Here is an 18,195-nt window from a genome sequence, read left to right as displayed (position 1 = left end):
AATTTTACATGAACACCTTCTTACTTCCCAACAAAGGCGAATACCCTGCTTATTATTCTACCTATATGGACTTGGTTCCGGAAACTCCTTTTTGCGAGTTGGTGGAAAGTCAAATTGAGGACTTGAAAAGCTTATTTGCATCCAAACCTGAAAATTGGTCTGACCATCCTTACCAAAGTGGAAAATGGTCACCCAAGGAAGTCTTGGGTCATGTTATAGATACAGAAAGAATTATGACTTTCCGTGCATTGTGTTTTGCGAGAGGTGAAAAATCGGCTTTACCTGGCTTTGATCAGGATCCGTATGTTTTGAATGCCCGCTTTGGTTCGGTTCAGTCTGACTTACTAATCAAAGACTTTGAAGCTCAGAGAAAAGCCTTGATGACCTTAATCCAAACACTTCGTGAAGATGTTTTGGATTTTAAAGGTGAAGCTAATGGAAACACCATCACTCCGAGATCCTTATTTTGGATTATTCCTGGGCATTTCATTCACCATTTGAATATTCTAAAAGAAAGATACTGATGAAATGCCAATTAGGAAAAATCTCAAACAAGGGGATGATTATTTTGGGCATTCCATCTGACCTCTAAAAATCAAAATATAAACAGATGAAATTAGAGATAGCTGTTGTAGACGCATTTACTGAAAAGGCTTTTTCAGGCAATCCAGCGGGTGTATGCTTGCTGGATGAACCATTAGAAAAAGAGTTGATGCAGTCCATAGCGATGGAGATGAATTTGAGTGAAACTGCCTTCGTGCAGCGAACAGATAACCCCAATCATTTTTCCCTACGCTGGTTTACTCCTACTTTGGAAATTGATCTTTGTGGGCACGCTACATTGGCATCTTCATTTTGGATGCTTCAAAAAGGTTGGGCTCATGCAGGAGAAACGATTCATTTTGACACCTTAAGTGGTGAATTGAGAGTAATAGGAAATGAGGATGGATTGGAAATGAATTTCCCTTTGATCCCCACTTTTGAAGATCTGCATCCACATTTTAAAAGTGAACTATTCGGAGAAAAGATCATATCGGCTGCACAATTGAGAAAGAACTGGATTTTTGAACTGGAGTCAGCAGAGGCTGTAAAAAGACTCAAGCCTGATTTTATGGAGATTGCAGCTCACAGCGAGGAAGGCTTTATCATTACCGCCGCAGGGAATGGAGACTTTGACATTGTTTCCAGGTTTTTTGGGCCCAACGTAGGAGTACCTGAGGATCCTGTAACTGGCTTTGCTCACTGTGCATTGATGGATTTTTGGTATCAAAAAACTGGAAAGATGCAGTTGAAAGCATATCAGGCTAGTAAAAGAGGCGGGAAATTATTTTTGGAAAAACACGATGATCGAGTGATATTACGGGGAAAAGCAGTTGCTGTTCTTCAGGGATTTATTGAAGTGTAATGGAGGAAAGTTTTCAGGACGTCAAAGATTTTAAAAAAAGAACTCTAAAGAGAGTATTCACCAATTTTACCGAATATTGGTTAACTGACGGTAGTTTTGGCCTGCTTTTGCTGATTCTACTATTTACCATTTTCATTCTCCCCATTTTAATAGAATATGGTCATGTGGAGATGATCTTTGTGAACTTGGTTTTCCTTTTCTTGTTTTTTACGGGAATTTGGTCTTCTACTCAGCGCTTTTTAATAATTTTTACAGCCTTATTATTCTTCACTCAATTAACACTCAGGATTCTCAGATTTTCGGACCTACCAGTTCAATTTTACCTGACAGAAAGAATTGTAGGTATACTGAATATGTCCATATTTATATTTCTGAACCTCAGGCTCTTATTTAGGGATAGGGAGATTAATGTTTATAGAGTCATTGGTGCAATTAATGTGTATTTGTGTGTGGCCTTATTAGGGGCTTTTGTTTTTGAAATTATCCATTTGACGCTTGGAAACAGTATTTCGGGAGAGCTGGACTTGAAAGGATTAGATGATGATTATGCTCAGTATATTTATTTCAGTTTAGTATCTCTCACTACGGTTGGCTTCGGAGACCTTTACCCAGTAAACATCATGTCTAAAATGCTTTCTGTGTTTTTGAGCACAGTAGGGATTTTATATCCAGCAGTGGTCATCGCGAAATTGGTGAGTGAAAGTAAAAGATGAGTCCACTGGTGTAAAAGGCCCTGCATTATTTTATCATTCCCCTTAGCTTTCTTTCTAAATCACTAAACTCATGAGAAAAATTTACCTTTCATTGGCATTAATCCTTTGCTATTCATTGACGATTGCTCAGGAGACCCGCAAACTGCCTGTTGAAACCTCTGTAGAAAAAACACATGAAGTCACCATCAAAGGAAAAAGGGTGCCCTATAAATCCACTGCGGGTACTCAACCTGTTTGGGACGATAATGGAGAGCCTATAGCTTCCTTATTTTACACCTATTACGAGCGAACTGATATCACCAACAAAGCAACCCGCCCTTTGGTGATCTCTTTCAACGGTGGTCCAGGATCAGCTTCTATCTGGATGCATTTGGCTTATACAGGGCCTGTATTATTGAATATTGATGATGAGGGTTATCCAGTGCAACCTTATGGTACAAGATCCAATCCTCATTCGATCTTGGATGTAGCCGACATAGTCTATGTTGACCCGGTTAATACAGGATATTCCCGAATTTTGAACTCTGAGACTCTAAGATCTACCTTTTTTGGAATCAACTCTGACATCAAGTATTTAGCTGATTGGGTAAATACATTTGTGACCAGACAAAATAGATGGGCTTCTCCAAAGTATTTAATAGGAGAGAGCTATGGTACCACGCGTGTGGCTGGATTGGTTTCGCAATTACAAAATGCTCATTGGATGTATTTTAATGGGGTCATCTTAGTTTCACCAACTGATATGGGGATAGACAGAGGGGGGCCGGTGAAAATGGCTAACTATCTGCCTTATTATGCGGCGACAGCTTGGTATCATGGTCAACTTCCCGCTGATCTTCAGAGCAAAGATTTAGATGAGATTTTGCCGGAAGTAGAAAAGTATACCATCGAAAAAGTACTTCCTGCTATGGTGAAAGGAGGAAGTCTATCTGCACTAGAAAGAGATGCAATTGCCACACAAATGTCTCGTTATTCAGGTTTGAGCAAAGAAGTAATTCTTGACCATAACCTGATGGTTCCAACCAGCTTCTTTTGGAAAGAACTATTGAGAGAAGAAGGAATGACTGTTGGTAGATTAGATAGTAGATACAAAGGTTTTGACAGAATGGAAGCGGGTGATCGCTACGATTTTGATCCTGCCTTGACTAGCTGGAATCATGCTTTTGCACCTGCATTTAACATTTATGCAAGAAACGTATTGGGTTTCAAGTCAGACCTTACTTATAATCTTTTCGGGCCTGTTCATCCTTGGGACAGATCTAATGAAAATACAGGATATGATCTAGGCCAGGCAATGCGTCAAAATCCTTATTTACACGTGATGGTTCAATCCGGGTATTTTGATGGGGGAACTGATTTCTTCAACGCAAAATATAGCCTTTGGCATATAGACCCTAATGGCAAGATGTCAGATAGACTCTCTTTTAAAGGCTACAGATCTGGACATATGATGTACTTGAGAGCTGAGGATTTGGCTACTTCCAATGAAGATATCCGCCAATTCATTCAAAAATCTATGGTAGCCCCAAATATGCCTGCCAAATATAAATAATTGAAAAAAGGCTGAAGGATAAGTGAAAATCGAAAAAGTGTAAGTTTCCATCCATAAGTTCAGGTGCATTGCCCTCGCTTCATCAAAGGAATATTACTTACATGATTGATCTAATCGGAATATCCTAAAGTCTTTATTTTGGCTTCTAAGAATTCAATCTCCTGGATGTTGATGAAGTTCAGGAGATTGTTTTTTTGATGTCATCGTAATTTTGAAAAGGTTTACCCAGATAGTCCCCAATTAATTCAATTACCTGATTGAGTGACTTTCCATCCTCTTTAAGCTGCTTAATAGATGTAGCCCCATCGGTTTTAGAAAGCTTTTTCTTTTTGGGTCCTTTCATTAACTCATGATGAAAAAATCGACTCTCTTGAAAATCAGCTAGATTCAATTGCTCTGCTAGATAAGTTTGAGCGATACTGGACGAATACAAGTCTTTTCCCCTAACAATCAGATTAACTCCAAAATGGATGTCATCAATTAAAGAAGTTAATTGGTAGGAGGGAAGTCTGTCTTTTTTTCTAACAACAAAAAAGGCTACATCTTCTGGAATCACCTCGAAATGCATGCGCTCGTGAATGTCTTTTAATTTGATCAGATCAGCGTCTAAGGTATCCAGTCGCCAGGCTACTTCAGGTCTTTGTAAAGGTATCTTTCGATCTAGACAATGTCCCAAATAATAACCGGAGGAATCTAATTGGCTGATTTTCTTTCTGGAACAAGTGCAGGCAAAGACCTTTTTGTCCACCCTCAATTTATCCAATGCTTGCTCATAAAGCCCAAATCGGTGGATTTGTGACCATTCTTGATGAAAATCCTGCAAGTTCCTAGGCCCTTGATCAATATTGATTTCCAGAAACTCCAAGCAATCAAAAATATCCTGAACGTATTCTTCTCTGAACCGATCTCTATCCAAGTCATCAATTCTCAAGAGGATTTTTGCTCCAAATTTCTCAGCGATTGCCTTCGTTACTAAAAAAGAATAGGCATTTCCTAAATGCAAATACCCACTTGGAGTTGGTGCTATTCTGGTCAAAAGCTGATTCATCTCACCAAAATAAGTAGATTAGTAAAAAAAAGGTCATGCGGTTTTTATTCTCCTTCATATTTATCATTTCTATTTTTTCTTGTAATACAAAGAGTGATATGGAATTAACTGGAAATGAATTGATTAAGAAAAGTATTGAGTTTCATGATCCGAAGAATCAATGGAAAAATTTTAAGAGCACTTTAGTGATTCAGGATAGCCTTCCTGAAGGGAGAGACTCCAGGTTTTATGAGGTATCCTTCGAGAATAACTTATCCAAAATGGTTTACCGAATAGAGGGGCTTCATTATTTGGTTTGGAATGATTCAATTCAGGTATTTGAAGGAGTGATTGAAGCTGAAAGTGCTTTCCGTATGAGAAACTACTATACTTATTTGTGGGGATTACCTATGAAATTGAAGGACCCTGGAACACTAATCGATGATAAGGTTTTCCAGGAAGAATTGAATGGTAAATCTTACCTGGTCGTGAGGGCTCCTTATGAAAAGGACGTTTGGTATTTCTACTTAGACCCTCAAACTTATGCCATGGAAGCTTATAAGTTCTATCAGAATGAGGCAACAAAAAAAGGAGAAATCATTTATTTGGAAGGACTTACTGAATACGATGGTTTGAAAATCCCAACAAACAGATCATGGTACAGAACGGAAACCCCGGAATTTTTGGGAACAGACATGCTATTGGAAATTAAATAGAGATTAAGGTCTTTTAACCCTCAATTTTTCAGAAATCGATAGCTCCTATTTACTTTTCGAGGTGAGAATTTCATCCTTTCTTTTCTTTCTGTTGCTAACCTTTTCGGTAAGCGCTCAAATCACCTATTCAGGAAATATCCTGGACAGCAATGATAAGGCCTATTTAGAGGGCGTGAAAGTAGAGGTCATCGGTAAAGATCATAACTCAGTTTCAAATTCAAGAGGTTACTTTTCAGTAAAGGCATTTCCGGGTGATTCCATATTGATAAGTTTTCCCGGATTTATCAGTCAAAAAAGAGTGCTTTCTGCTGAGCGCTATTTCTTGATTGAGTTACAGGATAAAGCTCGTTTTTTGCCGACTTTTGAAGTAAAGGAGAAACCTTATTCTTATCGCTTCAAAGATGGAAGATTGGTATTAAGAGATGAAAATGAAAAAGAATTGCCTTCTAGAAAGGGTGAGGTTCTCGTGGGAACAAAAAGCGATGATCCAAATGGTGGAATTACCATCAGTGGACCAATTTCATATTTTACCAAAAAGGCGCGTTTGGCAAGGGAATATGAGCGAAAAAAAATATGGCATTCAAGAAGGGTCGGGTATTATGAGATTATTGAATCTGATTCAATCAAGCAGGAATTGAAAATCAAATATGATTTGGATTCGGCTTCATGGGATCAAATGATTATTAAATTCAATCAATTTCACCAAGCACATGAATTTTTAGACTGGTCCAAAGATCGGGTGCAAAAAAGCCTTTTTGAATTTTTTGAGGTGGAGTCTATGCTTTCTTATTAGGCTTTCCGCTTGAAAGACCAAGTGACATAAAATCTGGCAACTTCATCTCCATTTCGGTTTTTACCAGTGGATATCATGGTCAATTGATCGGTTTCACCTACGCCCATTTTTTCAATCAAATCAAACAACTCCAATCCCTGATCACAGGAAAAAGTGATCTTTGTATCTGCTTTTTTACTGTACTCTGCGCGAAAATCTACTACCAGCATGCTGAATTTACCTTTTCCTGCCAAAGCTAATTGACACAATGCCCCTGTGCTTAGCTCTGCTGCTCCAGCCAATGCTGCAAAATAAATGGACCGAAAAGGATTCTGACTTCTCCAGAAAAAAGGAATGCTGACTTCACATTTTTCGACTGTTAATGTCTTGATTTTTAATCTCCAAAAAACAGCTGAAGGCAGTTTAACCAGCATTGCAAACCAAAAGATGATAGGGTTCGTCATTTTTCTTTGGTATTCCAAAGCCTCTTTGTGTAAATTAGTAGTAGTACTCACAGTTCCCATGATGTAAATTTTCACTTAAAATACTAATTTTTACTATTGAATTAAACCTTGGTATCCTTTTTGAATTTTAATCTATAGCTTAAACAAAAACTTATGAAAAAACTACTAGTCATTTTTCTTGCAGGGTTATTAGTGTACTCCTGTGCCAAAGTTCCAATCACAGGCAGAAGGCAATTGGCTGCGGTTTCTCATGAAGAAATTATGCCTTTGGTCAATGAACAATACGATCAAGTTAAAAAAGAGAGTAAGCTCCTTACAAATACCAAGGATGGTCAGTTGATAGTGAAGGTTGGAAATAGAGTCGCTAACGCAGTAGAAACCTTTTTAATTCAGGAGGGGTATCAAGATTTGGTTGATGATTTTGAATGGGAATTCAATCTGATCGAATCCGATCAAGTGAATGCTTGGTGTATGCCTGGAGGAAAAGTAGCTTACTACACAGGAATTTTACCAATCACTCAAGACGAATTAGGGATTGCCGTGGTAATGGGTCATGAAGTGGCACATGCTGTTGCTTCTCATGCGAGAGAGCGTATGTCCAATGCAATGGTTGCCAATTTGGGATTAAGTGTGTTTTCTGCTGCCATGGGACAGAATCCTACTTTGATGCAACAGATTTTTCTACAATCTGTAGGTATAGGAAGTCAATTGGGAATGTTGAAATTCTCTAGAAAACATGAATTGGAAGCAGATGAATTAGGCTTGATATTCATGGCAATGGCGGGATATGATCCAAGAGAGGCACCGGTATTCTGGGAAAGAATGGCAGCTGCTGGGGGAGAAGCACCACCTGAATTTCTGTCTACTCACCCTGGGCCAGATAGAAGAATAGAGCGATTAAACGCTAAAATGCCCAAGGCTTTGGAGTACTACAAAAAATAGATTATTCTGGTAGTGAGCCTTCCCTAAGGAAACTCACTACCTTTTTTGCTACTTATTTTGTGCCAAATCCCCTTAATTTCACCTGGGTGAGTTTTCGCTTGGTATCTAATGGAAAATCTCCCCGTATCATCCAATCATAATAGCCAGGCTCTTCTTTCAGCACTTGCTCAATTGTTTTGCCTTTGTGCTTTCCGAAATTGAATATTTCAACTCCTTCGGAATTAAAAATAAACCTACCGGCAAGATCTACCATTTTTTCATTCACTAGGTCGTGAATTTTTTTCATGTCATTTTCAAAGACTCCCAGTTTATTTCCCTGTAAATCTTCTACTTCTTCACCGGCATATCTCTCTACTTGAGCTCGGAATACGTCTAGGGTAGCAAGTGTATCTGCCTCCGCACTATGCGCGTTTTCCAGCTTTCTTCCACAATAGAATTTATAAGCAGCAGTCAGGTTACGTTTTTCCATCAGGTGAAAAATCTTCTGCGCATCCAAAAGATTTCTTTTCTCCAAATCGAAATCTATACCTGCTCTCAGAAACTCTTCCACTAACAAGGGAATGTCATACTTCAGAACATTGAAGCCAGCTAAGTCTGAATGCCCTATAAACTGATGTATGTCTTTGGCTAATTCCTTAAAAGAAGGTTCTCCTTTGACATCTTTGTCATAAATCCCATGAATGAGGGATGACTCCAAAGGAATTGGAATTCCTGGATTGACAATTTTAGTGTAAATATCCTGACCACCGTTAGGGTGTACTTTTACAATTGAGATTTCAACGATGCGATCGGTTCCTACATTGGTTCCCGTAGCTTCCAGATCAAAAAAAGCAATTGAGTTTTTTAAGTTTAAATTCATTTTAATCAAATTTTGCTTTGATTCCTTCTAAGTCCATGTCGTCATAATTTCCCGAACTCATCAAAAGCAGGTTGGTATTCTTATAATCAAGACCCAAAAGGTACGATTTTAACTCCTGACTATTGGTAAATAATCGTAAATCCTGCCTTTTAAATCCATTTCTCAGGGTTTCTTCATCCATCAACTTCAGCTTTTTGAGCGCCACCGCATGTGGATTTAAATAGATAATTGCCTCATCAGCTGTGTCCATTGTATGAGCATAATTCGGTAAAAAGTCCTGATTTAAAGAAGAATAGGTGTGTAATTCCTGAACAGCAATTAATCTTCTATCAGGGAATTGATTCTTTACTGCGCTTGCAGTTGCTTTTAATTTGGATGGAGCATGAGCAAAATCTCTGTACATGGCCCTGTCTTCTTTCGCTTTGACCAATTCCATTCTTTTGGCCGCTCCTTTGAAGAGAGGAATGGATTGATAAAACTGCAGCTCACTGATTCCTAATGACTCGCATACCTTTTTTGCACCATGGAGATTTTGAAGATTGTGCTCACCGAAAATCTGAACAGGAACAGGTCCTCCCAAGGTCTCTAAATAGGTTTTTCCCTGCTCAATTTTAGCTGGATGCGCAGCGTATGGAGTTTTCTTTCCCAGAATTGAACTGCTTTCTACTGCTTCATTGACCAATGGATCAGCAATGCAATAGATCAATTCACCATCTGCCGGAGTGAGATTAATGAGCTGTTTAAATTGGTCTTTATATTCTTCAAAATCTGGGAAGACATTGAAATGATCCCAAGCAATACCAGAAAGCAAGGCGATGTCATGCCTGTAATGGAAAAACTTTGGTCTTCTATCCAAAGGTGAGGTAAGATATTCATCGCCTTCAATGATGATGATTGGAGCATCAGAGAGTTGAACCATCAGGTCGAAACCCTCAATTTGTGCTCCGACCAAGTAATCAAATTCTACTCCCTGATCTTTGAGTACATGCAGGATGATGGAAGTGATAGAGGTTTTGCCGTGAGACCCTGCAATCACTACCCGTTTTTTATCTTTGCTTTGATTGTATATAAACTCAGGGAAAGAAAAAACTGGAATGCCCAATTCTTTCGCCTTAACCAATTCAGGGTTATCTATTCTGGCATGCATTCCTAGAATGATTCCATCCAGGCCAGAATGAATTTTTTCAGGGAACCAACCATATTCTTGTGGTAAAATCCCAGCCTTCGCCAATCTGCTTTTGGAAGGTTCATAAATTTCATCATCCGAGCCTGTTACTTGGTAACCCTTCTTTACTAGAGCTAAAGCCAAGTTGTGCATTACAGCTCCTCCAATGGCTATAAAATGATAGTTCTTCATGCTGTTGGTTTAGTGTTAAAAATTCAAACTTAAAGGATTTTGAAAGGAAAAGCTTTATAAAGTTAATGCATCCTTGATTTTTTTGAGCTATTAAGTTTTTGGTTAATTTCGCGCCTCAATAAGATTGTGAAAATGCTCGAGGACCGATTTGCCTATTTGTCAATGTCATTGCTGTATATGCTTGCATGGGCTTTCGTTTATTGGAAAAGTCCCTGGAAAAGAGGGATGGTTCAAGTTGGGTTTATCGGCGGAATCATGGGTGTGATCGCTGAAGTTTGGTATTTCAGGGATTACTGGAGACCTCCTACACTCATGGGAGAAGGGGTGGCAAGTATAGAAGACTTCATCATTGGTTTTGCCCTATTTGGAGTAGGAGGTTATATCCATTCAGCCTTTACTAAGAGAGAAGTAGATACGGAAAAATTTAGCCCACCTAAAAACAGGGACTTGTTTATCCTTTTTATTCTCGGTTGCTCCAGTTTAACCTTTTTCAGCATTGGACTTGGAATTCATTCAGGCTATGTGACCTTTTTGACCTTCTTTTGTCTGTCTGTCTATATTTGGACACAAAGACCAGATTTGATAAGGATATCCATCATTTCTGCTTTTGCCACTTTGGGGATTTCTTTTTTGATTTATTTGATCAATTTCAAATTATTATTTCCTCATTTCTGGGATACTTATGGGATGCTGAATGAACCTATTTTAGGTTTCCGAATCTTTAATATCCCACTTTCCGAAATGCTTTGGCATTTTTCCTGGGCCTTGCTCTGCAGTATGTTCCGGGGATATAGAAATGGTGTTCATTTTAAAGAGCGCTGATATTCAATCGGATTGATTTTTGTTGATAAGTATTGGAAAACTTGTTCAAAACTCTTGAACTAAAGCGAATACATTTGTTATATGACCGAAAAGCTGAATAACCCTAGAATCACCCGAAAAAAGCCAAGTTTCGATAATCCAAATAACCTCGGAAAGGTACCTCCTCAAGCTGTGGATTTAGAAGAAGCTGTTTTGGGAGCCTTGATGTTGGAAAAGGATGCCTTAACCAATGTGATTGACATCTTGAAAGTTGAATCTTTTTACAAGGATGCTCATAAGGTTATTTTTCAGGCGATTTTGGACTTATTCACCGATTCTCAGCCAATCGACTTATTGACTGTCACGTCTCAACTGAGAAAAAATGGTGCCCTGGAAATAGCAGGTGGAGCTTTTTATGTAACAGAATTAACCTCAAAAGTAGCCTCAGCAGCCAATATTGAATACCATGCGAGGATTATTACTGAGCAGGCTATCAAGCGTGAACTGATCAGTATAGCTTCAGAAATTCAAAAAGATGCTTTCGAAGATACCACTGACGTCTTTGAATTGCTGGATAAAATGGAGCAATCTCTTTTCGAAATTTCAGAGAAAAATATCCGAAAAAACTATTCGGATATGAAGTCCATTATGCGGGAAGCGATTGCGGAAATGGAGTCAAAGAAACAGCAAAAAGATGGTTTGACTGGGGTTCCTTCAGGATTTACTGCATTAGACAGAGTTACTTCAGGATGGCAAAAATCGGATTTGGTAATTATTGCAGCCCGTCCAGCAATGGGTAAAACAGCCTTCGTTCTATCTGTTCTAAGAAATGCTGCAGTAGACCATAGTCGTCCTGTAGCTATTTTCTCATTGGAAATGTCATCTGTTCAATTGGTGAATCGTTTGATAGCTTCAGAAGCTGAATTGGACTCCGAAAAAATCAAAAAAGGATCATTGGCCGAGCATGAGTGGGCTCAGTTGGTCCATAAAACGGCCAAGCTCTCGAAAGCTCCTTTATTTGTAGACGACACTCCGGCTCTTTCCATCTTGGAATTAAGAGCAAAATGCAGAAAGCTGAAAGCGCAACATGACATTCAAATGATTGTAATTGATTACTTGCAATTGATGTCAGGTGACTCTAAAGGAGGCGGAAATGGCGGAAACCGTGAACAGGAGATTGCGAGTATTTCCCGAGCCTTGAAGAAGATCGCTAAAGAGCTCGCTATTCCTGTAATTGCTCTTTCCCAGTTGTCCAGAGCCGTAGAAACACGAGGAGGGGATAAACGCCCTCAACTATCAGATTTGAGGGAGTCTGGAGCTATCGAGCAGGATGCGGATATGGTAATGTTCCTTTACCGACCGGAATATTATGGCATCACTGAAGATGAAGGCATGTCTACCCAAGGGGTAGGCGAGGTAATTATTGCCAAGCACAGAAATGGTTCTTTGGATACAGTGAAACTCAGATTCATCGGTAAATACACCAAGTTTACGGACTTAGAGAATTTTGGAAATTTTGATCCTGGGCAAATGCCGGCAGAACCGATGTATGGAAATAAATTCTCTTCTCAATCCACAGGAGCTGGAGAATTTGATTCAGGCAGAACTATCAAACTTCAAAGCAAAGCAAATGATGATATTGATGATTTGCTGAATAAAGACTCCAAACCCACTGATTTTTAATAATGAAATGCCCATGAGGAAAAATCTCACACAACTTGCTTCGGGAGGGGGATGATTTTCCTGGGCATTCCATCTGACCTCTAGTAAACAAATGATAAACAGATGAAAGGAATTGTACTCAATAGAGAAGTAGAGGATAAAATTGAATTAAAAAGTCTGAACTCCTTTAGTCCTGGACCAGGGGAAGTAAAAATCCAGATTAAGGCAGCTGCTTTGAATCATCGGGATGAATGGTGCAGACAAGGACTTTATCCTAATTTAAAAAACGGAGTAGTCTTAGGCTCTGATGGAGCCGGAGTTATTTCGGAACTGGGAACTGGAGTTTCGGGTCTTGAAGTGGGGCAGGAGGTGATCATTAATCCAGCTTTGAACTGGGGTCAAAATCAAAAAGTTCAATCCAAAGACTTTCAAATCTTGGGAATGCCCGAAAATGGAACACTTGCCGAAGAGTTACTCGTACCGGCAGATAGAGTACATCCAAAGCCTTCTCATTTGACTTTTGAGTCAGCTGCGGCCTTGCCTTTGGCAGGATTAACAGCCTTTAGGGCATTGACTTATCAAGGAAACTGCCAAGCCGGTGAAAAAGTGTTGATTACCGGATTTGGAGGAGGGGTAGCACAGTTTGCGGCACAGTTTGCGATAGGTCTTCAAGCAGAGGTGTATGTGAGTAGTAGCAGTGAGGATAAGATTCAAAAAGCTTTGGGTTTAGGCGTAAAGGCAGGTTTCAAATACAAAAATGAAAACTGGACTGAGCAGGCCTTAGAACAGGCTGGTGGATTTGATTTAATCATTGATGGTGCCGCTGGTGATAGTTTGAATGATCTGATTAAAGTGGCTAATCCTGGCGGGAGAATAGTTTTTTATGGTGCGACTTTGGGAAATCCCGGAAAACTGGAAGCCAGAAGGATTTTTTGGAATCAACTGAAAATCATGGGGAGTACCATGGGTTCAGATCAGGATTTTGAGCAAATGTTGGCATTTGTAAATGAAAAATCCATCGAGCCAATTGTAGATCAAGTTTTCTCTTTTGAAAAAGCTGCCGAAGCTTTTGATCGAATGAAGGCCGGTAAGCAAATAGGGAAAATTGTGTTAAAGCCTTAAACCTCCTTGTAGGTCTCCAAGAATTCCTTTTGAGCAATTCTATAAAAGCCAGAATCATCACTGGAGAGAACTATGAAATCACCTAGGAGGGCTTTCATAGTGTCTCGCCATGGAGTTTCAAATTCAAATTCAGAATCTATTCCTAAATCAGTTAAATGCCTGGTTTCAAGTTGGATAGCCTGTATTGGAAAATTGGACTGGTATACAGCCCAGCCCTTATCTAGGGCTTGTTTCATTTGATAACGCTTCTCAAATTTATCCCCTTTCATCAAGTAAATTTCTCCGGTGCTTGTTTGATTTTCAATCAATAAATCTCCTTTGGTTGCCTTGCATTTTATTTCAACTCCATCTGAAGTCTTTGTAATTACTTCTTGACCTGGTTTTGCTAATTTGGCTTTGACCAGACTAGTCTTTCGATATTTTTTTCCTGACTCTTTCAAGAGGGGAAAAAAGTAGTCGTATATTTTTTCATGAGAAACAGCCATTGCACCATCAGATTGCTTTGTATAAATATCTGATTGATAAGTTATTAATACAAATATGAAAATATGATTTTAGTCAGTGTTGTTTTGTTTTATTGAAATTTCAAAAAGTTTACCCTTCTTCAATTTTTTAAATCTCTTCATCCAAATCATTTTCGAACAAGAAATTTTGGTAAGCATTTTTCAGCTCTTTGATTGCCTTTTGATCCTGGAGGCTTGTTGCCAAATTTATACCTCCTTCAAAAGTTTTTTTAGCCTGATCTAGCATACCAAGCGAATCGAAAAGAAAAGCTGCCTGGTAATAGGTAGGTAAATAGTCTGGAAATTCTTGCAATAATTTTTCAAAAATCAATTTTGCTTCTTCTGGCTCATTTTCCTGAATCTCCAAGGCCAATGCATACCAATTGAAGGGATTTTTAGGTTCTTCGGAAATATATTGTTTTAATAGGCTTTTCCTGTCTAAATAGGGCATGAATTGTTTTTTTAATTAAGGTCTGACTGTTATTTTCACGGCAAATAAATCTAAAATAATCTAATCCTAAACCAATGAAGATTCTTGTTTGTATCACTCATGTGCCGGATACGACTTCAAAGATTCAGTTTACTGCCGATAATACCAAGTTTGACACCACAGGAGTTCAGTTCATCATCGGACCCTATGATGACTATGCTTTAGCGCGAGCGGTTGAATTAAGAGATCAAACCGGAGGTAAGTTAACAGTATTGAATGTAGGGGAGGCTGAAACTGAGCCAACTTTGAGAAAGGCTTTGGCAATTGGTGCCGATGATGCCATTCGTGTCAATTCAAATCCAAAAGACTCCTTTTTTGTAGCCAAACAAATCGCTCATTATGCAAAAGAAGGTGGATATGACCTGATTTTGATGGGTAGAGAATCAATCGATTTTAATGGTGGAATGGTCCATGGTATGGTAGGAGAGCTTTTGGGAATGCCTTCTTTCTCTCCTGTTATGAAATTAGATGTGGAAGGAACCACTGTAAAAATGGCTAGAGAAATTGAGGGTGGAAAAGAAATGCTTGAAGCTCAATTGCCACTTATTGCAGGATGTCAGGAGCCAATTGCAGAATGGAAAATCCCTAATATGAGAGGAATCATGTCAGCGAGAACAAAACCATTGAATGTGGTGGATCCAGTGACTGAAGAAACTCAGGCCGAAACTCAAAAGTATCAATTACCACCTGCTAAAGGTGCTGTAAAATTGGTTGACAAAGATAATGTAGCCGAGTTGGTGAAATTGTTGAAAAACGATGCCAAGGTACTTTAAGTAATTATTTTTAACTTACATTAAATCAGTAAATTATGTCAGTATTAGTATATATAGAGCAGGCAGAAGGTAAAATCAAAAAAACCAGTCTTGAGGCTGTTTCATTTGCAAGTGCCTTAGCTGCTAAAACAGGAGAAGGGGAAGTAATCGCTGTGGCATTAGGTTCAGTCGATCAGGTTGAATTGGCTTCAGTGGGGAAAGCAGGTGCAACCAAAGTACTTCATGCATCGGATAGCAGATTGGATGCAGGGGTGATTCAGGCTCATGCTACCGCTGTAGCCCAGGCATTTGAGAAAACAGGGTCTAAAACCGTGGTTTTGGCGAAATCATCATTAGGAGACGCTGTTGCTGCCAGGTTGGCCATTAAGGTCAATGCAGGATTAGTTTCTAATGTAGTAGAATTGCCAAATACAGATTCCGGTTATATAGTTAAAAGAAGTATTTATACAGGTAAGGCATTTGCTGAAACTAGCTTAACCACTGCAAACAAAATTTTAGCTATTAAGAAAAATGCCATTGACCTTAAAATTGATGGAGCAGATGCGGCTGTTGAATCTTTGGAAGTGAATGTTCCTGATTCTGATTTTGGTTCCAAAATTACAGCTACTGAAAGAGCTACGGGTGAGGTACTACTTCCTGAAGCTGACATCGTGGTTTCCGGTGGAAGAGGAATGAAGGGGCCTGAAAACTGGGGTATGATTGAAGATTTGGCAAAAACGCTTGGTGCTGCTACAGGATGTTCTAAGCCAGTTTCTGATATTGGTTGGAGACCTCACCATGAGCACGTAGGACAGACAGGAGTAAAAGTTGCACCTTCTTTATACGTTGCAATAGGAATTTCAGGAGCGATTCAACATCTTGCAGGAGTAAATTCCTCCAAGTGTATTGTAGTTATCAATAAAGATCCAGAAGCTCCTTTCTTTAAAGCTGCGGATTATGGGATAGTTGGAGATGCATTTGAGGTCGTTCCTAAATTAAACGAAGCACTTAAAGCAGAACTTTAAATTTTTGTGGAGAAACTCATAGAACTTGAGATTTTGGGCCTTTCGTCCAATCATTCCCAATCAGGCTCCTTTACCCTGGTCTTGGGAGAGGTAGGTGGTATAAGAAGGCTTCCTATCGTGATTGGTATGTTTGAAGCTCAGGCCATAGCCTTGGAAATTGAAAAAATCATTCCCAACAGGCCAATGACTCATGATCTTTTCAAGTCTTTTGCTCATGGTTTTAATTTTGACATTGATAGAATAGTCATAACAGACATGAAGGAAGGCGTATTTTATGCCAAAATTCAGTGTAAAAGTGACTTGATAGACGCCGAAATTGATGCCCGACCATCAGATGCCATTGCTATTGCTATTCGATTTGGAAGCCCTATTTACTGTAGTGAAAAGGCCATGTCTGAAGGAGCAGTGGAGCATTTTGAAGTTGAGGAAAAGGAAAGCAGTTCTCCGCAAAAAAAACCAACCCAAAAATTCACCTCCAAAAAAGAGCCTTCGTTGAAGGATTTTAGTTTGGATAAGTTGAATCAGATGCTGGAAAAAGCTATTAATAATGAAGATTATGAAAAAGCAGCCAGAATCAGGGATGAAATAAATAAAAGAAATTAAGCAAATTGAAAGTCCTGAGAAATCAGGACTTTTTTCTTGCCTCTGACTTACCTATTTTTAGCCCTTGATTTGATAATTAGATCGCATGGATTACATCAGAGGAGTCTTCGGACTATTGGTCATTGTATTGGTGGCCTTTATTTTTTCAAATAATAAGAAGAAAATAGACTGGAGGTTAGTCGGTATAGGTATCATCCTTCAGTTGATTTTTGGTTTTTTGATTACCAAAGTACCAATCGTTGCTAGTGGCTTTGCCTTGCTTTCGGAAGGTTTCGTAAAGTTTCTTAGTTTCTCGGAAGATGGGGCAAGATTCATTTTCGGTGATCTGGCAGGAGATAGCTTCGGGTTCATTTTTGCATTCAAAGTACTTCCTACCATCATATTCTTTTCTACTGTATCAGCAGGGCTTTATTATTTAGGAATTCTTCAAAAAATTGTATTCGGCATTGCTTGGGTGATGGCCCGCACTATGAGGCTTTCTGGTCCCGAGAGTCTGTCAGCTGCCGGAAATATTTTCCTAGGACAAACAGAGGCTCCATTACTGGTCAGACCTTTTATTCCTCATATGAGTAAATCTGAGCTAATGTGCTTGATGACAGGAGGTATGGCAACTATTGCCGGAGGGGTTTTGGCAGGTTATGTAGCCTTCTTAGGAGGAGATAGCTTAGAAGAGCAAAGTAAGTTTGCTGCTTATCTTTTAGGAGCAAGTATCATGAATGCGCCTGCAGCCATAGTGTTATCCAAGATCTTTATTCCTGAAACAGAAAAGGAGTTGGTTCAAGATAAATTGGAAGTGAATGAGGAAAGTATGGGAGTCAATTTGATAGATGCCATGTCTATTGGAGCATCAGAGGGATTAAAACTCGCTCTGAATGTAGGTGCCATGCTATTGGCTTTTATTGCCGTGATTGCAGCAGTCAACTATTTACTGACTGGATTACTTGGAGAGTATACAGGTCTGAATTCCTTCGTGGCAAGTTCAACTGGTGGACAGTTTCAAGGGTTTTCTCTGGAATATATCTTTGGCCAGATCTTCCGGGTATTTGCTTGGGTGATAGGTGTGGAATGGTCTGATACCTTGCAGGTGGGAAGTTTGCTTGGACAAAAAACAGTGATCAATGAATTCGTGGCTTATCTTTCTCTCTCAGAAATGAAGGAAATGGGTTCTCTTTCCTCTAAATCAATTGTCATTGCTACTTATGCCCTTTGTGGCTTTTCCAACTTTAGTTCAATAGCCATTCAATTGGGAGGTATTTCTATCATTGCTCCAAACCAGCAAGGAAATTTAAGCCGGTTAGGGTTGAAATCTCTAATGGCAGCTTCACTTGCCTGTTTGATGACTGCCACAATCGCAGGCATGTTATTTTAAAATTAAACCCGGATTATGCATTAGAATCTGTAGTGAGAGGTCAAACCGCAATAAAATCAAG

At 39.2% G+C, this 18,195-nt stretch carries 20 protein-coding genes; 14 read left to right on the top strand and 6 right to left on the bottom strand.

All coding sequences use genetic code 11. The features are described from left to right. Positions 1-8 precede the first annotated feature (8 nt). The 4 genes from FL972_RS00740 to FL972_RS00725 all read left to right on the top strand — a co-directional run bounded on the left by FL972_RS00740 (position 9) and on the right by FL972_RS00725 (position 3,670). Positions 9-524, top strand: a complete 516-nt coding sequence (locus FL972_RS00740) for a DinB family protein (RefSeq protein WP_144602354.1) — start codon at positions 9-11, stop codon at positions 522-524. An 86-nt stretch (positions 525-610) separates the two neighbouring features. Beyond that, on the top strand, positions 611-1,405 hold the full coding sequence (locus tag FL972_RS00735; RefSeq protein WP_144602352.1) for a PhzF family phenazine biosynthesis protein: 795 nt from the start codon (positions 611-613) through the stop codon (positions 1,403-1,405). Beyond that, positions 1,405-2,118 carry a potassium channel family protein gene (locus FL972_RS00730; RefSeq protein WP_144602350.1) on the top strand — a complete coding sequence of 238 codons (714 nt, stop codon included), beginning with the start codon at positions 1,405-1,407 and terminating at the stop codon, positions 2,116-2,118. The genes FL972_RS00735 and FL972_RS00730 overlap by 1 nt, the downstream gene beginning before the upstream one ends. Before the next feature lie 70 nt (positions 2,119-2,188). Further along, the gene (locus FL972_RS00725; protein ID WP_144602348.1) at positions 2,189-3,670 is read left to right on the top strand and encodes a S10 family peptidase; all 1,482 of its coding nucleotides are present in this window, start codon (positions 2,189-2,191) and stop codon (positions 3,668-3,670) included. 178 nt (positions 3,671-3,848) lie between these two features. On the opposite strand, the gene FL972_RS00720 is transcribed toward FL972_RS00725, so the two are convergent. Then, complete coding sequence (locus FL972_RS00720) at positions 3,849-4,718, bottom strand: glutamate--tRNA ligase family protein (RefSeq protein ID WP_144602346.1); 870 nt, start codon at positions 4,716-4,718, stop codon at positions 3,849-3,851. A 98-nt stretch (positions 4,719-4,816) separates the two neighbouring features. On the opposite strand from FL972_RS00720, the gene FL972_RS00715 reads away from it, so the two are divergent. Next, complete coding sequence (locus tag FL972_RS00715) at positions 4,817-5,413, top strand: DUF6503 family protein (RefSeq protein ID WP_144602344.1); 597 nt, start codon at positions 4,817-4,819, stop codon at positions 5,411-5,413. Positions 5,414-5,474: 61 nt separating this feature from the next. Further along, the gene (locus tag FL972_RS00710; protein WP_144602342.1) at positions 5,475-6,206 is read left to right on the top strand and encodes a hypothetical protein; all 732 of its coding nucleotides are present in this window, start codon (positions 5,475-5,477) and stop codon (positions 6,204-6,206) included. Here FL972_RS00710 and FL972_RS00705 read toward each other — a convergent pair. Continuing rightward, entirely contained in the window at positions 6,203-6,724 is a 522-nt protein-coding gene (locus tag FL972_RS00705) for a DUF4442 domain-containing protein (protein ID WP_394344567.1), read from the bottom strand. The genes FL972_RS00710 and FL972_RS00705 overlap by 4 nt on opposite strands. A 78-nt stretch (positions 6,725-6,802) precedes the next feature. Here FL972_RS00705 and FL972_RS00700 point away from each other — a divergent pair, with 78 nt between their 5' ends. Next, positions 6,803-7,591 carry a M48 family metallopeptidase gene (locus FL972_RS00700; RefSeq protein WP_144602340.1) on the top strand — a complete coding sequence of 263 codons (789 nt, stop codon included), beginning with the start codon at positions 6,803-6,805 and terminating at the stop codon, positions 7,589-7,591. Positions 7,592-7,643: 52 nt separating this feature from the next. On the opposite strand, the gene FL972_RS00695 is transcribed toward FL972_RS00700, so the two are convergent. Both FL972_RS00695 and FL972_RS00690 read right to left on the bottom strand, forming a co-directional pair. After that, the gene (locus FL972_RS00695) at positions 7,644-8,450 is read right to left on the bottom strand and encodes a 3'-5' exonuclease (RefSeq protein WP_144602338.1); all 807 of its coding nucleotides are present in this window, start codon (positions 8,448-8,450) and stop codon (positions 7,644-7,646) included. A gap of 1 nt (position 8,451) precedes the next feature. Continuing rightward, entirely contained in the window at positions 8,452-9,807 is a 1,356-nt protein-coding gene (locus FL972_RS00690; RefSeq protein WP_144602336.1) for a UDP-N-acetylmuramate--L-alanine ligase, read from the bottom strand. A 132-nt stretch (positions 9,808-9,939) separates the two neighbouring features. Here FL972_RS00690 and FL972_RS00685 point away from each other — a divergent pair, with 132 nt between their 5' ends. From FL972_RS00685 to FL972_RS00675, 3 genes are all read left to right on the top strand, one after another. Continuing rightward, positions 9,940-10,629 (top strand): lycopene cyclase domain-containing protein, encoded by a 690-nt coding sequence (locus FL972_RS00685; protein WP_144602334.1) that lies wholly within the window; start codon positions 9,940-9,942, stop codon positions 10,627-10,629. Between the two features lie 81 nt (positions 10,630-10,710). Then, positions 10,711-12,291: a replicative DNA helicase gene (dnaB, locus tag FL972_RS00680; protein ID WP_144602332.1), complete on the top strand. Its 1,581-nt coding sequence runs from the start codon at positions 10,711-10,713 to the stop codon at positions 12,289-12,291. 102 nt (positions 12,292-12,393) lie between these two features. Beyond that, entirely contained in the window at positions 12,394-13,392 is a 999-nt protein-coding gene (locus FL972_RS00675) for a zinc-binding dehydrogenase (RefSeq protein WP_144602330.1), read from the top strand. Here FL972_RS00675 and FL972_RS00670 read toward each other — a convergent pair. Together FL972_RS00670 and FL972_RS00665 are read right to left on the bottom strand one after the other, a co-directional pair. Then, positions 13,389-13,877 (bottom strand): hypothetical protein, encoded by a 489-nt coding sequence (locus FL972_RS00670; protein ID WP_144602328.1) that lies wholly within the window; start codon positions 13,875-13,877, stop codon positions 13,389-13,391. The genes FL972_RS00675 and FL972_RS00670 overlap by 4 nt on opposite strands. A 127-nt stretch (positions 13,878-14,004) precedes the next feature. Next, the gene (locus FL972_RS00665) at positions 14,005-14,346 is read right to left on the bottom strand and encodes a tetratricopeptide repeat protein (protein ID WP_144602326.1); all 342 of its coding nucleotides are present in this window, start codon (positions 14,344-14,346) and stop codon (positions 14,005-14,007) included. A 74-nt stretch (positions 14,347-14,420) separates the two neighbouring features. On the opposite strand from FL972_RS00665, the gene FL972_RS00660 reads away from it, so the two are divergent. The 4 genes from FL972_RS00660 (at position 14,421) to FL972_RS00645 (ending at position 18,134) form a co-directional block, all read left to right on the top strand. Then, the gene (locus tag FL972_RS00660) at positions 14,421-15,158 is read left to right on the top strand and encodes an electron transfer flavoprotein subunit beta/FixA family protein (RefSeq protein WP_144602324.1); all 738 of its coding nucleotides are present in this window, start codon (positions 14,421-14,423) and stop codon (positions 15,156-15,158) included. Between the two features lie 35 nt (positions 15,159-15,193). Further along, on the top strand, positions 15,194-16,162 hold the full coding sequence (locus FL972_RS00655; RefSeq protein ID WP_144602322.1) for an electron transfer flavoprotein subunit alpha/FixB family protein: 969 nt from the start codon (positions 15,194-15,196) through the stop codon (positions 16,160-16,162). Positions 16,163-16,168: 6 nt separating this feature from the next. Further along, positions 16,169-16,765, top strand: a complete 597-nt coding sequence (locus FL972_RS00650) for a bifunctional nuclease family protein (protein WP_091650554.1) — start codon at positions 16,169-16,171, stop codon at positions 16,763-16,765. A gap of 85 nt (positions 16,766-16,850) precedes the next feature. Continuing rightward, positions 16,851-18,134, top strand: a complete 1,284-nt coding sequence (locus tag FL972_RS00645; RefSeq protein ID WP_091650557.1) for a NupC/NupG family nucleoside CNT transporter — start codon at positions 16,851-16,853, stop codon at positions 18,132-18,134. Positions 18,135-18,195 lie beyond the last annotated feature (61 nt).

Origin of the sequence: Algoriphagus algorifonticola (genome assembly GCF_007655305.1) — a bacterium.
GTDB classification, from domain to species: Bacteria; Bacteroidota; Bacteroidia; order Cytophagales; family Cyclobacteriaceae; genus Algoriphagus; species Algoriphagus algorifonticola.
The sequence above is the reverse complement of the archived record's forward strand: the minus strand, read 5'-3'. Positions and strand labels throughout refer to the sequence as shown.

Bases quoted from the DNA above. Each gene is read 5' to 3' on its own strand.
- FL972_RS00675 (WP_144602330.1), top strand. From the start codon at position 12,394: ATGAAAGGAATTGTACTCAATAGAGAAGTAGAGGATAAAATTGAATTA.
- FL972_RS00740 (WP_144602354.1), top strand. From the start codon at position 9: ATGAACACCTTCTTACTTCCCAACAAAGGCGAATACCCTGCTTATTAT.
- FL972_RS00720 (WP_144602346.1), bottom strand. From the start codon at position 4,718: ATGAATCAGCTTTTGACCAGAATAGCACCAACTCCAAGTGGGTATTTG.
- FL972_RS00700 (WP_144602340.1), top strand. From the start codon at position 6,803: ATGAAAAAACTACTAGTCATTTTTCTTGCAGGGTTATTAGTGTACTCC.
- FL972_RS00695 (WP_144602338.1), bottom strand. From the start codon at position 8,450: ATGAATTTAAACTTAAAAAACTCAATTGCTTTTTTTGATCTGGAAGCT.
- FL972_RS00725 (WP_144602348.1), top strand. From the start codon at position 2,189: ATGAGAAAAATTTACCTTTCATTGGCATTAATCCTTTGCTATTCATTG.
- FL972_RS00690 (WP_144602336.1), bottom strand. From the start codon at position 9,807: ATGAAGAACTATCATTTTATAGCCATTGGAGGAGCTGTAATGCACAAC.
- FL972_RS00730 (WP_144602350.1), top strand. From the start codon at position 1,405: ATGGAGGAAAGTTTTCAGGACGTCAAAGATTTTAAAAAAAGAACTCTA.
- dnaB (WP_144602332.1), top strand. From the start codon at position 10,711: ATGACCGAAAAGCTGAATAACCCTAGAATCACCCGAAAAAAGCCAAGT.
- FL972_RS00735 (WP_144602352.1), top strand. From the start codon at position 611: ATGAAATTAGAGATAGCTGTTGTAGACGCATTTACTGAAAAGGCTTTT.
- FL972_RS00645 (WP_091650557.1), top strand. From the start codon at position 16,851: ATGGATTACATCAGAGGAGTCTTCGGACTATTGGTCATTGTATTGGTG.
- FL972_RS00685 (WP_144602334.1), top strand. From the start codon at position 9,940: ATGCTCGAGGACCGATTTGCCTATTTGTCAATGTCATTGCTGTATATG.
- FL972_RS00655 (WP_144602322.1), top strand. From the start codon at position 15,194: ATGTCAGTATTAGTATATATAGAGCAGGCAGAAGGTAAAATCAAAAAA.
- FL972_RS00665 (WP_144602326.1), bottom strand. From the start codon at position 14,346: ATGCCCTATTTAGACAGGAAAAGCCTATTAAAACAATATATTTCCGAA.
- FL972_RS00715 (WP_144602344.1), top strand. From the start codon at position 4,817: ATGGAATTAACTGGAAATGAATTGATTAAGAAAAGTATTGAGTTTCAT.
- FL972_RS00670 (WP_144602328.1), bottom strand. From the start codon at position 13,877: ATGGCTGTTTCTCATGAAAAAATATACGACTACTTTTTTCCCCTCTTG.
- FL972_RS00660 (WP_144602324.1), top strand. From the start codon at position 14,421: ATGAAGATTCTTGTTTGTATCACTCATGTGCCGGATACGACTTCAAAG.